This is a genomic window from Alishewanella sp. HL-SH06 (genome assembly GCF_052656265.1).
On record NZ_CP199752.1, the window covers coordinates 3341883 to 3362658 of the forward strand.

Here is a 20776-nt window from a genome sequence, read left to right on the forward strand (position 1 = left end):
GCGCTATCATCAGGTTAAACCTGCCTGAGTCGCTTTCATTACCGTATGCACTCTATTCGCCAACGGTTGCTGAGCTCGGGTGGCTAAATATAAGGTTTCACTGACTGGCTGCAACAAGCGGTGAACTTGAATGAGGCTTTGCTGCGCAAACATTTCTACTGCATAAGCCGGTAATACTGTAAAGCCGAACCCCCGACTGACCGGCTCTAAAATCAGGGCGATTTGATTGGAAAAGCCGTGTTTTGCAATAAATGATACGCCTTGAAACTCTGGGTAATTAGCCGAAAGTAACAGCGCCGCATGATGAGCGCCATCGGGATGATCAATAAAACCGAGTTGTTGCAAATGGGACCAGCTAAGATCATCACAACCTGCCGGAGTGACCAACAATAATGGCTCCGTGGTTAAAGTTTCATAACTAACGTTGCTGAGTGTGGCAGCACAACTCATAATACCGATATCGGTTTCGCCATTGGCGACGGCCTGTTCAATACTGCGATTAGGTGCAAAACGGTAATCAATTATCAGTTGTCGATGCTGCTGTTGTAAGCTCAGTAAATGCGGATACAGCTTTAAGCCCACGCTGCCCGGCGACATCAGTCTCACTTCTCCCTGAAAAGCGGGATCATGCCCCAAGCGCTGCGGCAAACTCGCCAAAGCCGCGACCAGCTCACGCGCCTCAGCGTACAGCCGTTCCCCCGCATCCGTTAAGGTAAATTGTTTACCATGGCGATCTAACAGCGTCACGCCAAGCTGTTGTTCTAATTTATGCATATGCTGGCTGACACCCGATTGCGTCATATGCAAGCGTTGTGCGGTTTGGGTAAAGTGCCCTACTTCAACTAAGGTGCAAAAACTGCGTAACCATTGCGGATTAATCATTACGTTTTATACTTATTTTAAGTAAAAATGATAATTTCAAATAATTATAGCGCCTTTATATACTGTGATCACTGTTAAAAAGGAGCTAAATGATGAGCAATACTTATCCAAGAAATTTTTCACATATCGGTATTTCAGTGCCTGATCTGGAAGCGGCAGTAAAGTTTTACACTGAGGTACTCGGCTGGTATCTGATTATGACGCCCACTGAGATCACAGAAGACACGAGTGCCATTGGTGAAATGTGTACTGACTTGTTTGGTGCCGGCTGGGGCAGTTTTCACATCGCCCATTTATCCACCGGCGATCGCATTGGCGTAGAGTTATTTCAATTCTCCAATCAGCAAAACCCGGAAAACAACTTTGAATACTGGAAAACCGGTATTTTCCATTTTTGTGTGCAAGATCCAAACGTTGAAGAATTGGCAGAGCGTATTGTTGCAGCTGGGGGTAAAAAGCGCATGCCGAAGCCACGTTATTACTATCCGGGCGAAAAGCCGTATCGCATGATCTATATGGAAGACCCGTTTGGGAATATTTTAGAAATTTATAGCCACAGCTATGAATTAATCTACAGTGCCGGCGCTTACTAAACTCACAGCGCTAACATAAAACAATATAAAAACGCGATTAGCTAGGATGCCAATCGCGTTTTTTATTTTTGACCGAACTAATCAGCTAAATAGCGGTTAAACCAGCCTATGGTGCGCTGCCACGCTAAATTAGCAGCGGCTTCGTCATAACGTGGCGTGGAGTCGTTATGAAAACCATGGTTTGTGCCAGGATAAAAATGCCCTTCATAGGTTTTGCCAGCGGCTTTTAATGCGGCTTCATAGGCCGGCCAGGTTTCATTAATCCGTGGATCGGTTTCCGCAAAGTGCAGTTGCAACGGCGCTTGAATAGCAGGCACATCTTCAGGGCGCGCTTGCCGCCCATAAAATGGCACCGCCGCCGCTAATTCCGGGTATGCCACTGCAGCGGCATTTGAGACACCTCCACCGTAACAAAAGCCGGTAATACCAATTTTTTGGGTGGTGAGTGCGCTGTCACGCAAAAACTCAATACCGGCAAAGAAGTCATTCATCAGCTTTTCTGGATCAACTTGGCGCTGTAGCTCGCGTCCCACTTCATCGTTACCCGGATAACCGCCCACCGAACTTAAACCATCTGGCGCCAGCGCAACAAAACCCGCCTTGGCTAAGCGCCTTGCCACATCCTCAATGTAAGGGTTTAAACCGCGGTTTTCATGCACCACCAAAACGCCGCCTACTGGTTTGCTATGATTTGCAGGCACCACCATATAACCGCGCACTGAGCCGTGGCCGTTAGGTGATGGGTAAGTAATGTAGCTGCCTTTAATTTCTGGATCGTTAAAGGAGATTTGCTCGGCTAGCGCATAATTAGGCGTGAGTGCCGATAAAATGCTTAAGGCTGTCATACCGCCAATGGCATATTTGGTGGCTTTTTCTAGAAAATCACGCCGGGTTAATTGGCCATGCACATAAAAATCATACAGTTCTAGCAATTCGGGGCTGAAATCGGCCGCGGTTAAACGAGGCATAAGGCTCTCCTGTGGATAAAGGTTATTCTTATTTGCAGTGTTACCGCAGGGCAACAGCTCGCGACAAGCTACTTACTGCAATGTACCTTTGAGCACAGTGCAACATCAGCCGAAGCTTTCAATGATAAGTTACGCTTTAGCTTAGCAGTTAGTTTGCTTAGCTCAGGGGGGATTTAACGCAAGGAAGTCCTTGTTCAACGCATAAAAAAGCCAGGCTTAACCTGGCTTATCGTTATTGTGTATCTTGCGCTTACTTTTCGTGATGTAACCGCATATGTGGGAAAAGGATCACATCACGGATAGACGCAGCATCGGCCAGTAACATCACCAAGCGGTCAATACCAATGCCTTGGCCTGCTGTAGGCGGTAAACCGTGTTCTAACGCCGTCACAAAGTCTTCGTCGTAGAACATTGCTTCATCATCACCGGCGTCTTTTTGTGCGACTTGCTCACGGAAACGTTCGGCTTGATCTTCAGCGTCATTTAACTCGCTAAAACCGTTACCTAATTCGCGACCACCAATAAAGAACTCAAATCGATCGGTAATTTCTGGATTGTCGTCGTTACGGCGCGCCAGTGGCGATATTTCTGCGGGGTATTCGGTGATAAAAGTAGGATGACGCAGTTTGGTTTCAACTAATTCGTCAAACACTTCCATCAAAATACGACCGTGACCGTAGTTAGGTTTAACGTCAATTTTCAGTGACTTCGCTAACTCAGCTACCGCTTCACGCGTGGTTAACTGCTCAAGCGTCAGCTCTGGATTGTAATGTAAAATAGACTCGGTAACCGACATACGCGCAAACGGCTTACCAAAATCGAATACTTCACCTTGATACGGCACTTCGGTGCTACCCAGCACATCCAATGCTAAACCACGGAATAACTTCTCCGTTAAATCCATTAAATCGTTGTAATCAGCATAGGCCCAGTAAAATTCTAACATGGTGAATTCTGGGTTATGCCGCGTTGAAACGCCTTCGTTACGGAAGTTACGGTTTAACTCGAATACTTTTTCAAAACCACCGACCACTAAGCGCTTTAAATACAACTCTGGGGCGATACGCAAAAACATCTGCATATCTAAAGCATTGTGGTGTGTTTCGAATGGCCGTGCCGAGGCACCACCGGGGATGGCCTGTAGCATCGGTGTTTCAACTTCTAAGAAGCCTTCTTCATTGAAGAAACGGCGGATATAAGACACCGTTTTGCTACGCACTAAAAAGGTTTTACGAGATTGATCGTTCGAGATCAGATCTAAATAACGCTGGCGATAACGCGCTTCGTTGTCGGTTAAACCGTGGAATTTATCTGGTAGCGGACGTAACGCTTTCGTCAGCAAGCGAATTTCGCTTAACCAAACGGTTAACTCGCCCGTTTGCGTTTTAAATAAATGGCCTTTTACGCCAACGATATCGCCCAAATCCCACTTTTTAAATTGCTCGTTGTACAGCCCCTCTGGCAGGCTATCACGCGCTACATACACCTGAAACTTGCCGCCCATATCTTGCAGCGTACAAAAACTGGCTTTACCCATAATACGGCGCGTCATAATACGACCGGCAAGGCTCACTTCAACCTTGGCCGCTTCTAACTCTTCTTTGCTTAACGCATCATATTTAGCATGAATTTCATCAGAAATATTGGCGCGACGAAAATCGTTAGGAAAGGCATTACCTTGCTCGCGGATCGCAGCCAACTTCTGTTTTCGCTCAGCAATCAGTTTGTTAACATCCTGAATTTCTTCATGTTGAGTATGCTGTTCAGACATTTTTTGATTCCTGAGTGAGTTTATAAATAAGTCAGTTATAGTTTATAAACCAGCTTTTAGGCTGGCTTCGATAAATTTATCCAGATCACCGTCTAGCACGGCTTGCGTATTACGCGTTTCAATGCCGGTGCGTAAATCTTTAATGCGCGAGTCATCTAACACATAAGAGCGGATCTGGCTGCCCCAGCCGATATCCGATTTTGTGTCTTCGAGTGCTTGTTTCTCGGCATTTTGTTTTTGTAATTCAAACTCGTACAGTTTAGCGCGTAGTTGCTTATACGCGTTGTCACGGTTTTTATGTTGCGAGCGATCGTTTTGACACTGCACCACAATATTGGTCGGTAAGTGCGTGATCCGTACAGCAGAATCGGTGCGGTTAACGTGCTGACCACCGGCGCCTGAAGCGCGATAGGTATCGATACGCAAATCGGCCGGGTTGATATCGATTTCGATATCATCATCAATTTCGGGTGAAACAAACACCGAGGCGAACGACGTATGGCGACGATTGCCCGAATCGAATGGGCTTTTACGTACTAAACGGTGCACACCGGTTTCGGTACGTAACCAACCATAAGCATAATCACCGGTAAATTTAATGGTACAGCCTTTAATACCGGCCACATCGCCATCGGTGACTTCGTAAAGTTCAGGTTTAAAGCCTTTATCTTCACCCCAACGCAGATACATCCGCATCAGCATGCTGGCCCAATCTTGCGCTTCCGTACCACCAGAGCCTGATTGAATGTCGAGGTAACAATGGTTCTCATCGTTTTTACCCGAAAACATCCGGCGAAATTCCAGTAAAGCCAGTTGTTTTTCTAGATCGGCTAATTCGCTTTTTGCTTCATCAAAGGTCGCTTGATCTTCGGCTTCTACCGCTAATTCCACTAAACCCGCGACATCTTCTAAGCCTTGGTCTAGTCTGTCGATAGTACCCACCACTTGCTCTAGTGCCGAGCGTTCTTTACCTAATGCTTGAGCTTTATCCGGTGTGTTCCAAATGGCAGAGTCTTCCAGTTCGCGCGAGACTTCCTCTAGGCGTTCTTTTTTGCCATCGTAGTCAAAGATACCCCCGAAGCACGTTAGTGCGTTCAGTCAGATCTTTAATACTGTTATAAACCGGATTTACTTCAAACATGTTGTGGTTAAACCTGTAATTCGACCAAAAAATTGGCGCGGATTATAACAAAAAACTGCCACTTAGGGCAGTTATTATCTGGAAAATTAGCGCAAGCGCTTAACAAGCCGCAACTTAGCTTACAGCATCCATATGTCGCACAATTAATTGCAAGTTTTGTTGCTCGCGATATTCATTAATATCTAACTGATAAGCTAAGCGGACTTGCTGAATATTCACATTTGGCCACGCCTTGTTATCGGCATTAAACCAAATGGCATCCACTAACTTGCCGCCAGGGCCTTGCAGCAGCATTTTTAAATGGCGGTCGGCTAACATCTTTTGACTGAGCAGTTTAAATTCACCATCAAAGACCGGCTCAGGAAAGGCCTGGCCCCAAGGCCCGGCATTTTGCAGTAACTGCGCAAAATCGAGCTCAAAGCAATCACGTTCTAATTCGCCATCACTCATGATCACGGCGGTTAACTGCTCGGGTGTTAAATATTTTTTCGCGGTAAAACTCAGCGCCACCTTAAAGGTGTCTAAACGCTCTTCAGCAATAGTTAAACCGGCGGCCATGGCATGGCCACCAAATTTTTTAATTAACCCAGGGTACTGGCTGGCAATTTCTTCTAATAAATCGCGCATATGTAAGCCGGGTATCGAGCGCGCCGAGCCTTTTAATTCACCGTTATCACCTTGAGCAAAAGCGATGGTTGGCCGGTTAAATTGCTCTTTAATGCGGCCGGCTAAAATACCGATCACACCCTGATGCCAATCGGCGCGGTATAAACATAAACACTCTGGTAACTCGCTACCATCAAAAGACAGCTGACTTAAAAATGCCTGCGCTTCTTGCTGCATGCTTTGTTCGATGTTGCGTCGCTCAGCATTTAACGCGTCAAGCTCTGCCGCATATTGCCGTGCTAAACCAATCGACGGCGCCAGTAAACAGCTGATACCCAGCGCCATATCATCTAAGCGCCCGGCGGCATTTAAGCGCGGCCCTAGCGCAAAACCAAAATCTGCTGCTGTAAGTTTTACGGCCGTGCGATTGGCCACATCAATTAACGCTTGGATACCCGGCCGACATTTACCGGCACGGATGCGCATTAAGCCCTGATGCACCAAAATACGATTATTGGTATCTAGCGGCACGACATCGGCCACCGTACCTAAGGCAACTAAATCCAGCAGTTCCGCCACATTCGGCTCAGTTAAACCCTGCTGTTGAAAATAGCCTTGCTCCCGTAAGGTCGCACGTAGGGCCAGCAATAAGTAAAAAGCCACGCCAACACCGGCCAACGCTTTACTCGGGAAAGTACAGCCAGGTTGATTTGGATTAACAATCGCATCGGCTTGGGGCAATTCGGCACCGGGTAAATGGTGATCGGTGACCAGCACTTTCACACCGGCTTTTTTAGCTAAGGCAACGCCCTCTATTGCAGAAATACCGTTGTCGACGGTAATGATCAGTTCTGCGCCCTGCGCCACCACGATCTCAGCCAGCTCTGGCGTTAAACCATAACCGTATTCAAAGCGATTCGGCACCATATACTCGAGGTATTTAAAGCCAAACGCTTTTAAACCGCTCATCAGCACTGCCGTACTGGTAGCACCATCGGCGTCAAAGTCACCGACAATAACAATACGTTGTTGCTGGACAAGTGCTTCAATTAACAGTACAGCAGCAGTATCGATACCCTTTAATAAATTAAACGGCAACAGGGCAGCGGCATGCCGTTGCAATTCATCGGCATGCTGTACCCCTCGGCCTAAATACAACCGACGTAACACCGGATGCAAATTGCTATCTAATTCGGCTGCTACCTTGGGTAAGGCGCGGCGCAGGATCTGTTTTTGCTGCAAGCGTAACTCCTAGAGCGTGTTGACCTTTGCTACTCGGGTTGCCGTGTTGGGCAACCCATAGCGCACAATATCTGCTAAGTAATGGCTAATTTTGCTCTAACCTGCGCTAAGTTCTTTAATCATGGCTTCTGCGGGCATATAACCTGGGATCAACTGACCATCAGGCAGGATCACCGCAGGAGTGCCGGTAACACCGATAAACTGCCCCAGCTCGTAATGCGTGGCCACAGGGTTTTGACACATCGCTTTAGCCACCGATTTATCGACCTTGGCATTGTCCATGGCGCCGCGTTGATCTTTGGCACACCAAATATGTTGCATTTGCAAACCGATTTCTGAAGCAACACCGGCACGAGGGTACGCTAAGTAACGCACCGTAATACCGGCTTTTAAATAATCTTTGATTTCTGAGTGTAATTTGCGGCAATAACCACAACTGGGATCGGTGAACACATGCACTACATATTTTTCATTGGGGGCTTTGTATTCAATAACGTTATCTTTTTGCTCGGCCAGCTTCTTAACAATAATCGGGGCCATTAACTGTTCTTTTAGGTTCGTGGGCACTTGTTGACCACGAACTTGCTGCCAATTTTGCATATCCAGCACATTACCGGCAACCAAAAACCGGCCATCGTCTGACATAAAGAACAAACCACGATCGGTCAGCACTTGCGATACGCCAGTCATTGGCGAAGGGCTGACTTGTTGCACCGTTAGCCCAACTTGGGCCAACGATTCAGTAATTTTAGCCTCATTTGCTAAAGCGGTCAGGGGTAGGCTACTGGCGATAAATAATGCCGCTAAAGTTTTTAAACCGAATGTCATAGTGTTCCTTGTTCCGCACTAACCCCGCGGATGATGTTGTTGATGCAGTTGCTGCAAGCGCACTTGCGCAACATGCGTGTAAATTTGTGTTGTCGACAGATCACTGTGGCCCAATAACATCTGTACGACCCTTAAGTCGGCCCCATGGTTCAGTAAATGCGTGGCAAACGCATGTCGTAAAGTATGAGGTGACAAGGTTGCCTTAATGCCCGCCACTGTTGCATAAAATTTGATACGGTGCCAGAAGGTCTGTCGGGTCATCATTTGTTGTCGATTACTCGGAAACAGCACATCTTGCGCACTCCCTAACAGCTGTGGCCGCGCTTCGCGTAAATAACGACTTAGCCAATGCTGTGCTTCTTCACCCATAGGCACCAAGCGTTCCTTACGGCCTTTACCCAGCACCCGCACCACACCTTGTTGCACAGACAGTTGCTGCATGGTTAAGCTAACCAACTCGGTCACGCGTAAGCCGGTGGCATATAATAACTCTAACATGGCTTTATCACGAAATTGGATCAGCTCGCTTAAATCCGGTGCGCCAAGCAAAGCATCAACATCGGCTTCTGATAGGGTTTTCGGTAAGCTACTGCCAATTTTGGGGTTTAATAAATGCTCCAGCGGATTCGTACTTATCAACGCCAATTGCTGCCAGTAACGATAAAAACGCCGTAAACTACTTAACACCCGAGAGGCAGAACGCGGGCTGATCCCGTGATCGTAGCGCGTGGCTAAATACGCATTCACATCATCACCGCTAACACTGAGCAGTTTGATATTTTGCTGCTGACAAAACAGCGCAAAATGCCGCAGATCCGAGCCGTAAGCACTTAACGTGTGCGGGCTGGCATCTTGCTCTAAATAAAGCTGATCCAAAAATTGTTGAATACGCTGCTGCGTATCGGCTGTCAAGGCAGCATGTATTGTTTGGCTCATAGCAAGCTTAACGATCTCAGGTGTGCCAATAGTAGCGGATTTAGCCATCAAGGCATAGTGTATGGGCGAGCGCAGGCAAGTCTGCTAATATACCGCCATGTTTCACTACACGTGCTATCAGATGAACATTGGTCTTTTTTATGGTTCCACCACCTGCTACACCGAAATGGTGGCAGAGAAAATTCAAGTACTACTCGGCCCCGAGTTGGTGACGTTACACAACTTAAAAGATACCGGTTTGGCCGCCATGCAAGATTACGACATCTTGATTTTAGGCCTCTCAACTTGGGATTTCGGCGAAATTCAAGAAGACTGGGAAGCACGCTGGCCTGAGATCAGCCAAGTTGATTTAAGCGGAAAAATAATCGCCCTTTACGGTATGGGCGACCAAATTGGTTATGCCGAATGGTTTCAAGATGCGCTGGGCATGTTACATGAGGCGCTGGCACCACAGGCTATCACCCGGGTAGGTTTCTGGCCAAACAGTGGTTATGAATTTATCGCCTCAAAAGCGCTTACGCCGGATGGCGAATGGTTTTATGGCTTAGCACTGGATGATGAAAATCAGTATGAGTTAACTGATGCCCGGCTGCAAAGCTGGGTCGAACAGGTGTTAACCGAAATCGCCACCATCGGCTAAGCATCGGGTTAAAACTTCAAATAAAAATCCCGTAGCAAGGCGCGATATTCAGCTGAATAAGTGCCGTTTTCAGCGTGGATCAGTAAGCTGCTTAGCTCAACTGCTTGCCTCTTGCCAGCAAAGCGCCAACTCTGTAAGTAACGACTGACCGGCTTGTTCGCTTTACTTTGCACGGCACAGCGGCGCAAGCAATGCCAGCCTCCCTCGGTTGCTGCTGCATCAAAAGCCGGCTGACTTACCGCAGGTAACACTAAACAAAATTCCCCTTCGGGGCTTAATAACGTTGCCGCTTGTTGTAACAAGGCACTAAAGGGCAAGCTATCGGTATGCCGGGCTTGTTGTCGTAATGGATCTATACTGGGCAAAGCCGCTTGAAAAAAAGGTGGGTTAGACACGATTAAAGCGTAACGTTGCGTGCTCTGATAGGTTAGAATATCGCCCTTTATTACCGTGATGGCCGATGGCCACGGACTGTGTTGCACATTATCTGCAGCCTGTGCCGCCGCGGCAGCATCCAGCTCTATGGCAGTAATTGCCTGTTTACCCTTGCTGCGCTGCGCTAACATTAAACTAAGAATACCGCTGCCTGCGCCAATGTCTAACATAGCACCCTTGGCTGGCAGCCGGGCCCAGGCCCCTAATAGCAGCGCGTCAGTGCCGACTTTCATCGCACAATGCTGATGCGCAATAGTAAATTGTTTACATTGAAAACCTGCTGACATACGTCCTCCGCGCGCCAGTTTAGCCTGAGTGCCAGCCGATGTCATAAGGAAACAGCATAACTTTGAGGTACTACCCATGTCATTTGCCGAGTTTCAACTCGACGACGCCCTTAATCGCGCACTCGAAACGGCCGGTTTTAGCGAGCCCACTCAGATCCAACAACTGGCGCTGCCACTGGCGTTAGAGGGCCGCGATATTATGGCGTCTGCCCCAACCGGCACGGGTAAAACGTTGGCGTTTGTGTTACCCGCTATTCAATATTTATTAGATTTCTCGCGCCGCGATCCGGGTTTTGCGCGGGTTTTAGTGATGACACCAACCCGCGAACTCGCTTACCAAGTGTATGATGAATTCCGTCAGTTCAGCCAACATACGACTCTGAACATCGGTTTAATTACCGGCGGTGTGAACTATGGTAGCCATAAAGACACGCTTGAAAAAAACAATGACATCTTAGTCGCCACCCCTGGTCGACTGATTGAATATCTCGATGAAGAAAGCTTTCAAGCGGATGAAGTGGAAGTACTGATCCTCGATGAAGCGGATCGGATGCTCGATATGGGCTTTGTTGGTGAGATGAACCGTATCGTGTTAGAAGCGCGCCGCCGCCGGCAAACGATGCTGTTTTCTGCCACTTTAGAAGGCGCCACGTTAGAGCGTTTCGCCAGTCATTCGTTAAAAGAGCCAGAGCGGATTGAAGCGCACCCATCGCGCAAAGAAAAAGCCAAAATACTGCAATGGTGTCATTTAGCCGATGACATTAACCACAAGCTCGCTATGTTAATTCATATTTTGCAGCAAGAAGACGTGACCAAGGCGATCGTTTTTGTGAAAACCCGTGAGCGTTTAGCCACGTTGTCGGGGCAATTAGAAACGGCCGGTTTACGCTGTTGCTGGTTACAAGGTGAAATGCCGCAAGATAAACGGCTGCAAGCTTTAGCACGTTTTACCAATAACCAAGTACGCATCTTAGTGGCGACTGACGTAGCGGCGCGCGGTTTGGATATTGACGACATCAGCCATGTGATTAACTTTGATATGCCACGTAGCGCCGATGTGTATGTGCACCGTATTGGCCGCACAGGTCGCGCCGGTAAAAAAGGGACGGCGATCTCGCTAGTCGAAGCACACGATATGAGTATTGTTGCCAAAGTAGAACGCTATACTGAGCAAAAACTTAAACGTCGTAACATTGAGGGGCTTCGCGCCAAAAATAAAGAAGCGAAAGTCGCAAGTAAAAAAGAAAAAGCCAGGTAAATTAGCGGCCAAAAAGCTGGCAAAAAAAGCGCCTAAAAAATAATTACCACGTTGTTTTTGGCCAATAGGTAATCGCACTTATTGGCCGTCTTCCCCTCGCTCTATGCTTTTCAACACCAGGTTCGTTGCCCCACTCCCTTTTATCTTTTTAGCCCAACGCATCAACGCAATTTTTAGTCAAATCCGCTGTAATTATTCCAAAAGCATGCTATCAATAGGAATAAATTATTATTAGCGGAGCGGTCGGTGGATAAACGTCAATTTCTAAAAAGCAGTGCAGCCGCACTTAGCGTATTACCATTAGTCGGTTGTAGCCTCACGGCACAAGCGGCCAGCACAACCTTAGCCACTAACGGTCGCATCTTGCCGAAACGGTTACAAAAAGGCGATACCGTTGGCTTAATTGCCTCATCCGCCGCCGTTGCCGACCAAGAAGATTTAGTTATCGCCACTGAAGTACTGCAGGCGCTGGGCTTTAACGTTAAAGCCGGTCGTTTTTATACCGAGCGTCATGGTCATTTAGCTGGCCGTGATGCGGATCGCGCCAGCGATCTGAACGCCATGTTTGCCGATCCCGAGGTAAAAGCCATTATCTGTGCCCGTGGTGGTTCAGGTGCCGCGCGTATTCTGCCGCTGCTTGATTATGAGATGATCCGGCGCAACCCTAAGCCGTTACTGGGTTATTCCGATATCACTGCGCTGCATAATGCCTTGCTGGCTAAAGCCGGTTTAGTGAGTTTTCATGGCCCCAATGGTATTGGTAGTTGGAATGCCTTTAATGTGGATCAATTCGAACGAGTGTTTTTCCAGCAAGAATTGCTCACTTACCAAAATGAACAAGAAAGCAAAGGCGAACTGGTTAACCGCGAAAACCGCACCCGCGTGATAACCCTAGGCAAAGCGCAAGGCGAGCTGATTGGTGGTAACTTAACGGTTCTGACCTCCTTGGCTGGTACGCCGTACTTATCTGATTTTCAAGATAAGATTCTCTTTTTAGAAGACATTGAAGAGCAGCCCTACCGCATTGACCGCATGATGAGCACGCTAAAATTGATGGGCGCGCTAGATAAAATCAAAGGCTTTGTATTTGGTGATTGTAACCGCTGCACCCCAGGCAATGGTTGGGGCAGTTTAACGCTGGATGAGATCTTTGCAGACTATATAAAACCGCTGGGTATTCCAGCTTATCGCGGCGCGATGATAGGCCATATTCCCAAGCAATTTATTTTACCGGTAGGCGCAAAAGTAGAACTGGATGCCAATGCCGGCACCCTACGCTTACTCGAGCCGGTATTTCAACGCTAACCGAACAAGCTGACTGCTAGGGTCATTCCTAGCAGTCTCACCGGCAAGTATAGATCTCACCTCACGGTGAGATTATCTTTTAGCGAAACAAAAGAAAGTACCTCGCCAACGGCGAAAGCTTTAGCCTATTCTTCTAGCATGACCTCACTGCGTAAAACGCGGGCTGGAGCACGCGGTAAATACCTCCGTGTACGCTCCTCTTTTTCATCCCTGAAAAAGACGTCTCCAGCCAACGTTTACTGCGAGCAGTTACCAACAATCCAAACCTGATCCACATCAACTCTGACAGCGCTGTGCTCCGTTGTTAATCCCATTACGTTGCAAGCCGGTCAGCCTTGCCCGGCCAAGGTTTTAAGACGAGGGGTGTTTGAGCGAGGCACGGTAGTGCCGAACGAGTTACCTCGTCGCCTTGGTCGGGTTAGGTTGAGCCGGGCTCTCGCGGCAACGTGGGGTCGCATTTTCTTTGGGTACTTTCTTTTGGCGACGCAAAAGAAAGTACCTCGCCAACGGCGAAAACACCAAGGGTCTGTATCTGCCCCCGAAGCGGCACCTCGCCAGCGGCGAAAACGTTAAGCACGAATTTAATCAGTAAAAAAACCGTCATTTTGATTCAAGCGGTTCAAACTCTCCGTGTTGCAAAAAATACAACGTTTGCGCGATCACCGCATCGTTTTTCATCATAAACGGATGCGTAGTCGGTAAGGCAATAAAATCTGTCATCCCCTTAACTTTAGTTGACTCCAGTGACACTTTGCCATCATCCGGGTTGGGCAACATTGTCGAAAGCAACAAATTGATACTTTGCGTACCGGCAATCACGCCTAACTCAAAATCGACCGGACCTAAGCGTTTCGGCATACTCGCTTCATCCGTACCAAGCTGCTGACCTGCTGGGCCATTCAATAATTCAAACCCGGGCACATCTTTTAAATTATCCACGACCTCACTGCCTTGATTAGGCGGACCAAGCATGACCACGCGGCCAAGATGAGCAATAGGCTGCTGCGTTAAATAGTATCTCACAAGGATGCCACCTAGCGAATGCGTAACAAAATGCACTGGCTGTGCGGATTGCTGCTGACAATGACGCAGCCCCTGATCAACGGCCAATGCTGCTAATTGTTCAATAGGGTACTGCGTTGAGGGGTAATCGACATTACTGACCACATAACCGGCCTGCTGTAAGCGTTTTTCTAACACCTGCATGGCATCAGCACTACGCGCTAAGCCATGCAATAAGATCGCGCACTCTTTAGCCTGTAATAGCGCGCTAAAGCAAAGCAGAATTATGGCAAACAGGTAATTCATACTGTCTCTTTTTTTTAGTGTTTCGACCTAGCAGCCGCGTAGTGTTATCAGCTTAACTCACCGTATCGGCTAACGCGAATGCTACAGCCGCTTGTGCATGCAGTGCCGTGGTATCAAACAACGGCACAGCGGCATCAGCTTGACTGACTAATAAACCTATTTCAGTGCAACCCAAGATAATTCCCTCAGCACCTTGCAAGGCTAAACCGGCCATCACCCGCCGCACTAACTGCTTTGATTCCGGTTTAAGTATTCCCTGACAGAGCTCTTGATAAATAATCTGATGCAAACGATCACGCTCAGCTTCAGTTGGTAACAGCACCGTGACACCGTACTTTTCACTTAAGCGCTCTCGATAAAAAGGCTGCTCCATGGTGAATTTAGTTCCCAGCAAACCAACACGGCTACAATGAGCTTGCTGCAAGGCGGTTGCGGTGGCATCGGCAATATGTAACAGCGGGATAGCCACCGCAGCTTCAATTTGAGCAGCAACTTTATGCATGGTATTGGTACAGAGCACTATAACCTCTGCACCTGCTGCAGCCAGTGCTACAGCCGCTTCAGCTAACACCTCACCGGCGCCTTGCCAATCACCCGCATGTTGTAAACGTTCAATCTGCTGAAAATCGACACTGTATAAAATACATTTAGCCGAATGCAACCCACCCAACTGTTGCTTAACACCCTGATTAAGCAACCTATAATACGGTACGGTCGACTCCCAACTCATCCCGCCAATTAAACCAATCGTTTTCATGTTAAGCCACCAATGGTTCTCAGAAGCAATACCATGACGTAAAAGGCCTTTCTCTGCAATACCCCGCGAAGCTTTGCACAGCAGCTACTTGGCTCTCGGTATCTAACCTCGAAGTTTGTCCTTTGGGTACTTTCTTTTGGCGACGCAAAAGAAAGTATCTCGCCCACGGCGAAATCGTTAAACACTGCGTAAAGCTTCCGCTGGAGCACGCGGTAAATACCTCCCTGTACGCTCCTCTTTTTCATCCCTGAAAAAGATGTCTCCAGCCAAAGTTTACTTTGCTATTAACTCGCTTTACTCCGAACTTAGATCTTTGCTTTGAGATAATCATTCTCCCCTTTGTAGCGAGCCGACTGATCATCGTTGGCCAAGGTTTTAAGAAAACGGGTGTTTGAGTGCGGCGACGTTAGCGCCGCGCGAGTTAACTCGCTCTACTCCAGTTCTTACCCTCCCCTTTGTAGCGAGCCGACTGATCATCGTTGACCAAGGTTTTAAGAAAACGGGTGTTTGAGTGCGGCGACGAAGCATAGCGCGAGTTACGTTTTCGCCTTGGACAACGCATGAGCAGCCGGGCTTTCGAGCGAAATTGGGTCGCATTTTCTTTGGATACTTTCTTTTGGCGACGCAAAAGAAAGTATCTCGCCCATGGCGAAAACGTTCAATCCACTAAACGGTCACCAACAAAAAAGGCGCAGCAGCGCCTTTTTAACCCACTTAAGCTTTGCAGTTTAAGCGATAACCATTATTCCCACTCAATCGTCGCGGGTGGCTTACCACTAATATCATATACCACACGGGAAATACCGTTGATTTCATTGATAATACGGTTAGACACTTTACCCAGTAAATCATAAGGTAAATGCGCCCAATGCGCAGTCATAAAGTCGATGGTTTCAACCGCACGCAGTGATACCACCCAATCGTACTTACGCGCATCGCCCATCACACCCACCGATTTTACCGGCAAGAAAACCGTAAAAGCTTGGCTGACTTTGTTGTATAAGTCGGCTTTATGCAGCTCTTCAATAAAGATCGCATCAGCACGCCGCAGTAGGTCGCAGTATTCTTTTTTCACTTCGCCCAATACCCGAACCCCTAAACCTGGGCCTGGGAAAGGATGGCGGTAAAGCATGTCATAAGGTAAACCCAGCTCTAAACCGACTTTACGCACTTCATCTTTGAATAATTCACGCAACGGCTCAACTAAGCCCAACTTCATATGCGCCGGTAAGCCACCGACGTTATGGTGCGATTTAATCACATGCGCTTTACCGGTAGCAGAGCCGGCAGATTCAATGACGTCAGGGTAAATAGTGCCTTGCGCCAGCCACTTGGCGTTTTCCAGTTTTTGCGATTGTTCATCGAACACTTCAACAAACACACGGCCGATAATTTTACGTTTAGCTTCTGGCTCGTTTTCACCGGCTAAGGCGTCTAGGAAACGATCTTCGGCGTCTACTTTAATGATATTTAAGCCAAAGTGATCACCAAACATATCCATAACTTGCTTGCCTTCGTTTAAACGCAACAAGCCGTTATCAACGAAGACACAGGTCAAATTTTTACCAATAGCGCGGTGCAGCAACATGGCCACAACAGAACTGTCGACACCACCGGATAAACCTAAAATAACTTGGTCATCACCAATTTGCTGCTTTAAACGGATCACCGCATCTTCAATGATGGTCGCGGGTGTCCAAAGGCGGTCACAACCACATATGTCTACAACAAAGTGTTGTAACATCCTTAGGCCTTGGCGGGTGTGCGTGACTTCTGGGTGAAACTGCACACCGTAAAACTGACGCGCCTCATCCACCATACCGGCATGTGGACAAGTGGCCGTGCTGGCACAGGTTTCAAAACCGGCTGGGATTTCAACCACTTTATCACCGTGGCTCATCCAAACATCTAATAAGGCATTACCGTTAGCGCCAATGTGATCTTCAATCTTGGCGAATAAATCATTCGGAGCAACCACTTCAACCTGAGCATAACCAAATTCACGCAGATCAGAGCCTTGCACCTTGCCGCCTAATTGCTCAGCCATGGTTTGCATGCCGTAACAGATGCCTAACACGGGCACACCCGCTTCAAACACATATTGCGGGGCACGTGGCGAGTTTTGCTCAGTCACGCTTTCTGGGCCACCCGATAGAATAATACCGGTTGGATTAAATTCACGAATTTGTGCTTCAGTAACATCCCACGCCCACAACTCACAATAAACACCAATTTCACGCACGCGGCGGGCAATCAGCTGGGTATATTGAGAACCGAAGTCGAGGATCAGAATGCGATGATGATGAATATTCTTGTTCATACTAACCTTTTGAAAAGTACAGGGGCTGACCTAAGTCAGCCCTGATAGCAAAAAACAGTTACCCTAAACGGTAGTTTGGTGCTTCTTTTGTGATTTGCACATCATGCACGTGCGATTCACCCATGCCTGCAGACGTCACTTTAACGAACTGAGGCTTGGTACGTAGCGTGTTGATATCTGGGCTTCCGGTTAAGCCCATGGCAGAGCGTAAACCGCCCATTTGCTGGTGAATGATGGTTTCGATTGGGCCCTTGTAAGCCACTCGACCTTCAATACCCTCAGGAACCAGTTTTTCGGCATTATTGCTGCCTTGGAAATAACGGTCTGATGAACCATTGCGCTGTGCCATGGCGCCTAATGAGCCCATACCACGGTAAGATTTGTAATAACGCCCTTGATACAGTTCTACTTCGCCTGGTGCTTCTTCCGTACCGGCAAACATAGAGCCCACCATCACACAATTTGCACCAGCCACTAAGGCTTTTGCGATATCACCAGAGAAGCGAATGCCGCCATCGGCAATAATGCACACATCTAAACCTTGCACACCTTCAACGGCATCAGAGATAGCGGTAATTTGTGGTACACCACAGCCAGTAACAATGCGCGTAGTACAAATTGAGCCTGGGCCGATACCTACTTTAACAGCATTGGCACCCGCTTCAGCTAACGCTTTTGCGCCTTCGGCTGTTGCGACATTACCTGCCACGATTTGAAGTTCGGGATATTGAGCACGCGTTTGTCTTACACGCTCTAACACACCTTCAGAGTGACCGTGCGAGGTATCAATTAACAGAATATCCACACCGGCTTCAACTAACGCCGCGATGCGCTCGTCTGTACCTGGGCCTACACCGACCGCAGCGCCCACGCGTAAACGACCTAATTCGTCTTTACAGGCATTGGGCTTACTGGCGGCTTTGTAATAATCGCGAACTGTGATTAAACCTTTTAATTTGAAATGATCATCGACCACCAACACCTTTTCAATCCGATGTTGGTGCATCAGTTTTAAGGCATCTTCTCGTGGCGCGTTTTCATTTACCGTGACCAGTTTTTCCCGTGGCGTCATCACCGCAGTTACTTTGGCTTGCAAATTTGCTTCAAAGCTCATGTCGCGACCGGTAACAATACCGACTAACTCGCCTTGTTTGTCTAAAACGGGGAAACCTGAAAAGCCATGTTGTTCGGCTAAGGCTTGAACATCACGCACCGTCATATCCGCTAGTGCGGTAACCGGATCGGATACTACGCCACTCTCGTATTTTTTTACTTTGCGTACATTGGCTGCTTGCTCTTCGATGGTCATATTCTTATGAATAAAACCAAGGCCGCCTTCTTGCGCTAAGGCAATAGCAAGGCGTGCTTCCGTTACAGTGTCCATTGAAGCGGAAACCATAGGAATGCTAAGCGTGATTGTTTTGGTTAACTGAGTGCGTAAATCAGCGGTGTGGGGTAGCACATTGGAGTGCGCCGGAACCAATAACACGTCGTCAAAGGTTAAAGCTTCTTTAATGATCCTGAGCATTGCAACAATCTCGCTGTGTGGATGAAAAGATAGGGAATGTTGCGGTGCAATTTTAGCGGAAATAGTGCAACAGAACAAACGCTTTTTTCTTTTTGTCAGGATAAGGTTTGATAACGTACACTAAGGGCATGAACAAGTCGTTGAGTTAATCATGCAGCAGTCTGAGATTTATACCGTTTCCCGTTTAAATAGCGAAGTACGCCTGACCCTCGAATTACAGTTTCAGCAATTGTGGTTAAGCGGTGAAGTGTCGAATTTTGTGGCGGCCGCGTCCGGGCATTGGTATTTCAGTTTAAAAGATCAGGCAGCGCAGGTAAAAGTGGCGATGTTTAAGCAAGCCAATCGCAATGCACTGATCCGACCGCAAAATGGTCAACAGGTTCTATTACGCGCCCGGATCAGTGTCTATGAACCGCGCGGCGAGTATCAGTTATTAGCCGACTTTCTTGAGCCCGCCGGCGATGGTTTATTAAAACAACAATTTGAACAGTTAAAAAATAAACTGGCTGCCGAGGGGTTATTTGCAGCCGAGCGCAAAAAAGCGCTACCGGCTAATCCGCGCACCGTCGGCGTAATTACCTCACCCACCGGTGCCGCCGTGCGCGATATTATTACTGTGCTGCAACGCCGTGCCCCCGGTATTAAGGTGATCGTTTACCCATGCCAAGTGCAAGGTGACAGCGCCGCTGGGCAGCTACGGCAAATGCTCAGTACGGCCATTCAGCGTGATGAGGTTGACGTCTTAATTATTGGCCGTGGTGGTGGTTCGTTAGAAGACTTGTGGTGTTTTAACGACGAAGCCTTGGCCAGAGCCGTTGCGCAGTGCCCTATTCCGATTGTCAGTGCCGTGGGACACGAAATTGACTTTGCACTCACCGATTTTGTAGCAGATGTGCGGGCGGCAACCCCTTCCGCGGCGGCTGAACTGGTGTCACCCGATCAAAGCCATTTTGTGTTGCAACTGCAACAACTGTCGAGCCGCTTAGTTCGAGCCCAGCGCTTGTTTTTACAAAGGCTGACACCCAAGCTCAGTCAGTTACAGCTACGCTTACAACAACTGCACCCACAACGCCGTTTAGAACAACAGCAACAGCGCCTCGATGAGTTACAACTGCGCTTACAACGGGTGATGCAGCTACAGTTACAGCAAGCTAAACGCCAGCACAGCTATTTACAACAAAGCTTGCTGCATCTCTCGCCCGCTAAAACCTTAAAACAACAACACAACCTGTTGCAGCAACTTCAACGCCGCTTGCAGCACGCGCAGCAACAACAGGTAAAACAGCAACAACAAAAACTGGCGAAACTCAGTGCCCAACTGCACACCGTTAGCCCACTCGCCACCCTAGCTCGTGGATACAGCATAAGTTTTAATGCCACAGAACAAGCTATTACCAGCAGCTCACAACTAAAGTTAGGCGATACTATCAGTACGCGTTTAGCAGAGGGCCGCTTTATGGCAACGGTGACAGAAGTGATTCATAAATAAGGGGAAGATAAGCCATCTTCAACAACCTATTTAAATGAGTCTTTTTTATCAACAGATATGCTTGATGGTATTGTAAACAATGCGTTTGAACATCACGCTCACTGGCCAAATGAGGCATGATATTGCTCGGCGTATTGTCAGGCATACCTTTATTGAAGCTTAGTTTGAAAGGCTATTCCGCCGGTTTTTTTTGCCACGAAGTTGTATGCGATACAAAAAATAGCGACTGATATATAAGTAGCTGCAAAAGTTAACACGGGTAAGCATAAAAATAAGAAAAGCTTGCCCCCGTTACTGTTAACCGTTATCGAAATTATGTAGCTGAATGCGATTGTAGTTTCGACGCCGGCGGCTAATAACACTATACCTATAACGGCTATTAGTGAACTGATGAGTGCAGTGAGGAACGACAGTGTTTTTGCTGTTTGAGCTACGTTGATTGTTATGATTTCCGATTTCATTTTGACCTTCCTTGTTTGTCT

Annotated in this window: 17 protein-coding genes and 1 pseudogene; 5 read left to right on the top strand and 13 right to left on the bottom strand. The window is 47.8% G+C overall.

The features are described from left to right. Window positions 1-9: 9 nt before the first annotated feature. Window positions 10-882: a LysR family transcriptional regulator gene (locus ACUJFK_RS15490; RefSeq protein WP_445425398.1), complete on the bottom strand. Its 873-nt coding sequence runs from the start codon at window positions 880-882 to the stop codon at window positions 10-12. A 92-nt stretch (window positions 883-974) separates the two neighbouring features. Between ACUJFK_RS15490 and ACUJFK_RS15495 the strand changes: the two genes are divergently transcribed. Continuing rightward, the gene (locus ACUJFK_RS15495) at window positions 975-1475 is read left to right on the top strand and encodes a lactoylglutathione lyase family protein (RefSeq protein WP_445426796.1); all 501 of its coding nucleotides are present in this window, start codon (window positions 975-977) and stop codon (window positions 1473-1475) included. A 77-nt stretch (window positions 1476-1552) separates the two neighbouring features. Here ACUJFK_RS15495 and yghX read toward each other — a convergent pair whose 3' ends face one another. The 6 genes from yghX to xerD form a co-directional block, all read right to left on the bottom strand. Beyond that, window positions 1553-2443 carry a YghX family hydrolase gene (yghX, locus tag ACUJFK_RS15500; RefSeq protein WP_226751120.1) on the bottom strand — a complete coding sequence of 297 codons (891 nt, stop codon included), beginning with the start codon at window positions 2441-2443 and terminating at the stop codon, window positions 1553-1555. A 250-nt stretch (window positions 2444-2693) separates the two neighbouring features. Next, entirely contained in the window at window positions 2694-4214 is a 1521-nt protein-coding gene (lysS, locus tag ACUJFK_RS15505; protein ID WP_226751119.1) for a lysine--tRNA ligase, read from the bottom strand. Between the two features lie 42 nt (window positions 4215-4256). After that, window positions 4257-5355 (bottom strand): peptide chain release factor 2 gene (prfB, locus tag ACUJFK_RS15510; RefSeq protein ID WP_226751118.1). Its coding sequence is split into 2 segments (ribosomal slippage): window positions 4257-5279 and window positions 5281-5355, totalling 1098 coding nucleotides; the frame shifts between segments, so codons are not numbered across the junction. A gap of 114 nt (window positions 5356-5469) precedes the next feature. Then, a complete protein-coding gene (gene recJ, locus ACUJFK_RS15515; protein ID WP_445425399.1) occupies window positions 5470-7203 on the bottom strand; it encodes a single-stranded-DNA-specific exonuclease RecJ in 1734 nt (577 codons plus the stop codon). A gap of 96 nt (window positions 7204-7299) precedes the next feature. Further along, window positions 7300-8031: a bifunctional protein-disulfide isomerase/oxidoreductase DsbC gene (dsbC, locus tag ACUJFK_RS15520; protein WP_445425400.1), complete on the bottom strand. Its 732-nt coding sequence runs from the start codon at window positions 8029-8031 to the stop codon at window positions 7300-7302. An 18-nt stretch (window positions 8032-8049) separates the two neighbouring features. Further along, window positions 8050-8967, bottom strand: coding sequence for a site-specific tyrosine recombinase XerD (gene xerD, locus ACUJFK_RS15525; RefSeq protein ID WP_445425401.1), 918 nt, complete (start codon window positions 8965-8967; stop codon window positions 8050-8052). Between the two features lie 121 nt (window positions 8968-9088). On the opposite strand from xerD, the gene fldB reads away from it, so the two are divergent. Next, a complete protein-coding gene (gene fldB, locus ACUJFK_RS15530) occupies window positions 9089-9607 on the top strand; it encodes a flavodoxin FldB (RefSeq protein WP_226751115.1) in 519 nt (172 codons plus the stop codon). Window positions 9608-9615: 8 nt separating this feature from the next. Here the strand turns inward: fldB and ACUJFK_RS15535 are convergent, their stop codons facing one another. Then, window positions 9616-10329, bottom strand: coding sequence for a tRNA1(Val) (adenine(37)-N6)-methyltransferase (locus tag ACUJFK_RS15535; protein ID WP_445425402.1), 714 nt, complete (start codon window positions 10327-10329; stop codon window positions 9616-9618). 76 nt (window positions 10330-10405) lie between these two features. Between ACUJFK_RS15535 and srmB the strand changes: the two are divergent. Both srmB and ACUJFK_RS15545 read left to right on the top strand, forming a co-directional pair. Next, a pseudogene (srmB, locus tag ACUJFK_RS15540) lies at window positions 10406-11630 on the top strand (ATP-dependent RNA helicase SrmB). Window positions 11631-11833: 203 nt separating this feature from the next. Continuing rightward, window positions 11834-12892 carry a S66 peptidase family protein gene (locus ACUJFK_RS15545; RefSeq protein WP_445425403.1) on the top strand — a complete coding sequence of 353 codons (1059 nt, stop codon included), beginning with the start codon at window positions 11834-11836 and terminating at the stop codon, window positions 12890-12892. A 600-nt stretch (window positions 12893-13492) separates the two neighbouring features. Here the strand turns inward: ACUJFK_RS15545 and ACUJFK_RS15550 are convergent. The 4 genes from ACUJFK_RS15550 to guaB form a co-directional block, all read right to left on the bottom strand. Then, the gene (locus tag ACUJFK_RS15550; protein ID WP_445425404.1) at window positions 13493-14200 is read right to left on the bottom strand and encodes a lipase family alpha/beta hydrolase; all 708 of its coding nucleotides are present in this window, start codon (window positions 14198-14200) and stop codon (window positions 13493-13495) included. A gap of 52 nt (window positions 14201-14252) precedes the next feature. Continuing rightward, window positions 14253-14957, bottom strand: a complete 705-nt coding sequence (locus tag ACUJFK_RS15555; protein WP_445425405.1) for an aspartate/glutamate racemase family protein — start codon at window positions 14955-14957, stop codon at window positions 14253-14255. 742 nt (window positions 14958-15699) lie between these two features. Further along, window positions 15700-17277: a glutamine-hydrolyzing GMP synthase gene (guaA, locus tag ACUJFK_RS15560; protein ID WP_229586598.1), complete on the bottom strand. Its 1578-nt coding sequence runs from the start codon at window positions 17275-17277 to the stop codon at window positions 15700-15702. A 58-nt stretch (window positions 17278-17335) separates the two neighbouring features. Continuing rightward, window positions 17336-18805 carry an IMP dehydrogenase gene (guaB, locus tag ACUJFK_RS15565; RefSeq protein WP_445425406.1) on the bottom strand — a complete coding sequence of 490 codons (1470 nt, stop codon included), beginning with the start codon at window positions 18803-18805 and terminating at the stop codon, window positions 17336-17338. A gap of 151 nt (window positions 18806-18956) precedes the next feature. Here guaB and xseA point away from each other — a divergent pair, with 151 nt between their 5' ends. Continuing rightward, a complete protein-coding gene (gene xseA, locus ACUJFK_RS15570) occupies window positions 18957-20294 on the top strand; it encodes an exodeoxyribonuclease VII large subunit (RefSeq protein WP_445425407.1) in 1338 nt (445 codons plus the stop codon). A gap of 149 nt (window positions 20295-20443) precedes the next feature. On the opposite strand, the gene ACUJFK_RS15575 is transcribed toward xseA, so the two are convergent. Then, window positions 20444-20755: a hypothetical protein gene (locus ACUJFK_RS15575; protein WP_445425408.1), complete on the bottom strand. Its 312-nt coding sequence runs from the start codon at window positions 20753-20755 to the stop codon at window positions 20444-20446. Between the last annotated feature and the right edge of the window lie 21 nt (window positions 20756-20776).

Excerpts from the sequence above, each read along its gene's own strand:
- ACUJFK_RS15535 (WP_445425402.1), bottom strand. The coding sequence starts at position 10,329 with ATGTCAGCAGGTTTTCAATGTAAACAATTTACTATTGCGCATCAGCAT.
- yghX (WP_226751120.1), bottom strand. The coding sequence starts at position 2,443 with ATGCCTCGTTTAACCGCGGCCGATTTCAGCCCCGAATTGCTAGAACTG.
- dsbC (WP_445425400.1), bottom strand. The coding sequence starts at position 8,031 with ATGACATTCGGTTTAAAAACTTTAGCGGCATTATTTATCGCCAGTAGC.
- ACUJFK_RS15495 (WP_445426796.1), top strand. The coding sequence starts at position 975 with ATGAGCAATACTTATCCAAGAAATTTTTCACATATCGGTATTTCAGTG.
- xerD (WP_445425401.1), bottom strand. The coding sequence starts at position 8,967 with ATGAGCCAAACAATACATGCTGCCTTGACAGCCGATACGCAGCAGCGT.
- ACUJFK_RS15490 (WP_445425398.1), bottom strand. The coding sequence starts at position 882 with ATGATTAATCCGCAATGGTTACGCAGTTTTTGCACCTTAGTTGAAGTA.
- fldB (WP_226751115.1), top strand. The coding sequence starts at position 9,089 with ATGAACATTGGTCTTTTTTATGGTTCCACCACCTGCTACACCGAAATG.
- ACUJFK_RS15575 (WP_445425408.1), bottom strand. The coding sequence starts at position 20,755 with ATGAAATCGGAAATCATAACAATCAACGTAGCTCAAACAGCAAAAACA.
- guaB (WP_445425406.1), bottom strand. The coding sequence starts at position 18,805 with ATGCTCAGGATCATTAAAGAAGCTTTAACCTTTGACGACGTGTTATTG.
- xseA (WP_445425407.1), top strand. The coding sequence starts at position 18,957 with ATGCAGCAGTCTGAGATTTATACCGTTTCCCGTTTAAATAGCGAAGTA.
- guaA (WP_229586598.1), bottom strand. The coding sequence starts at position 17,277 with ATGAACAAGAATATTCATCATCATCGCATTCTGATCCTCGACTTCGGT.
- ACUJFK_RS15555 (WP_445425405.1), bottom strand. The coding sequence starts at position 14,957 with ATGAAAACGATTGGTTTAATTGGCGGGATGAGTTGGGAGTCGACCGTA.
- lysS (WP_226751119.1), bottom strand. The coding sequence starts at position 4,214 with ATGTCTGAACAGCATACTCAACATGAAGAAATTCAGGATGTTAACAAA.
- ACUJFK_RS15550 (WP_445425404.1), bottom strand. The coding sequence starts at position 14,200 with ATGAATTACCTGTTTGCCATAATTCTGCTTTGCTTTAGCGCGCTATTA.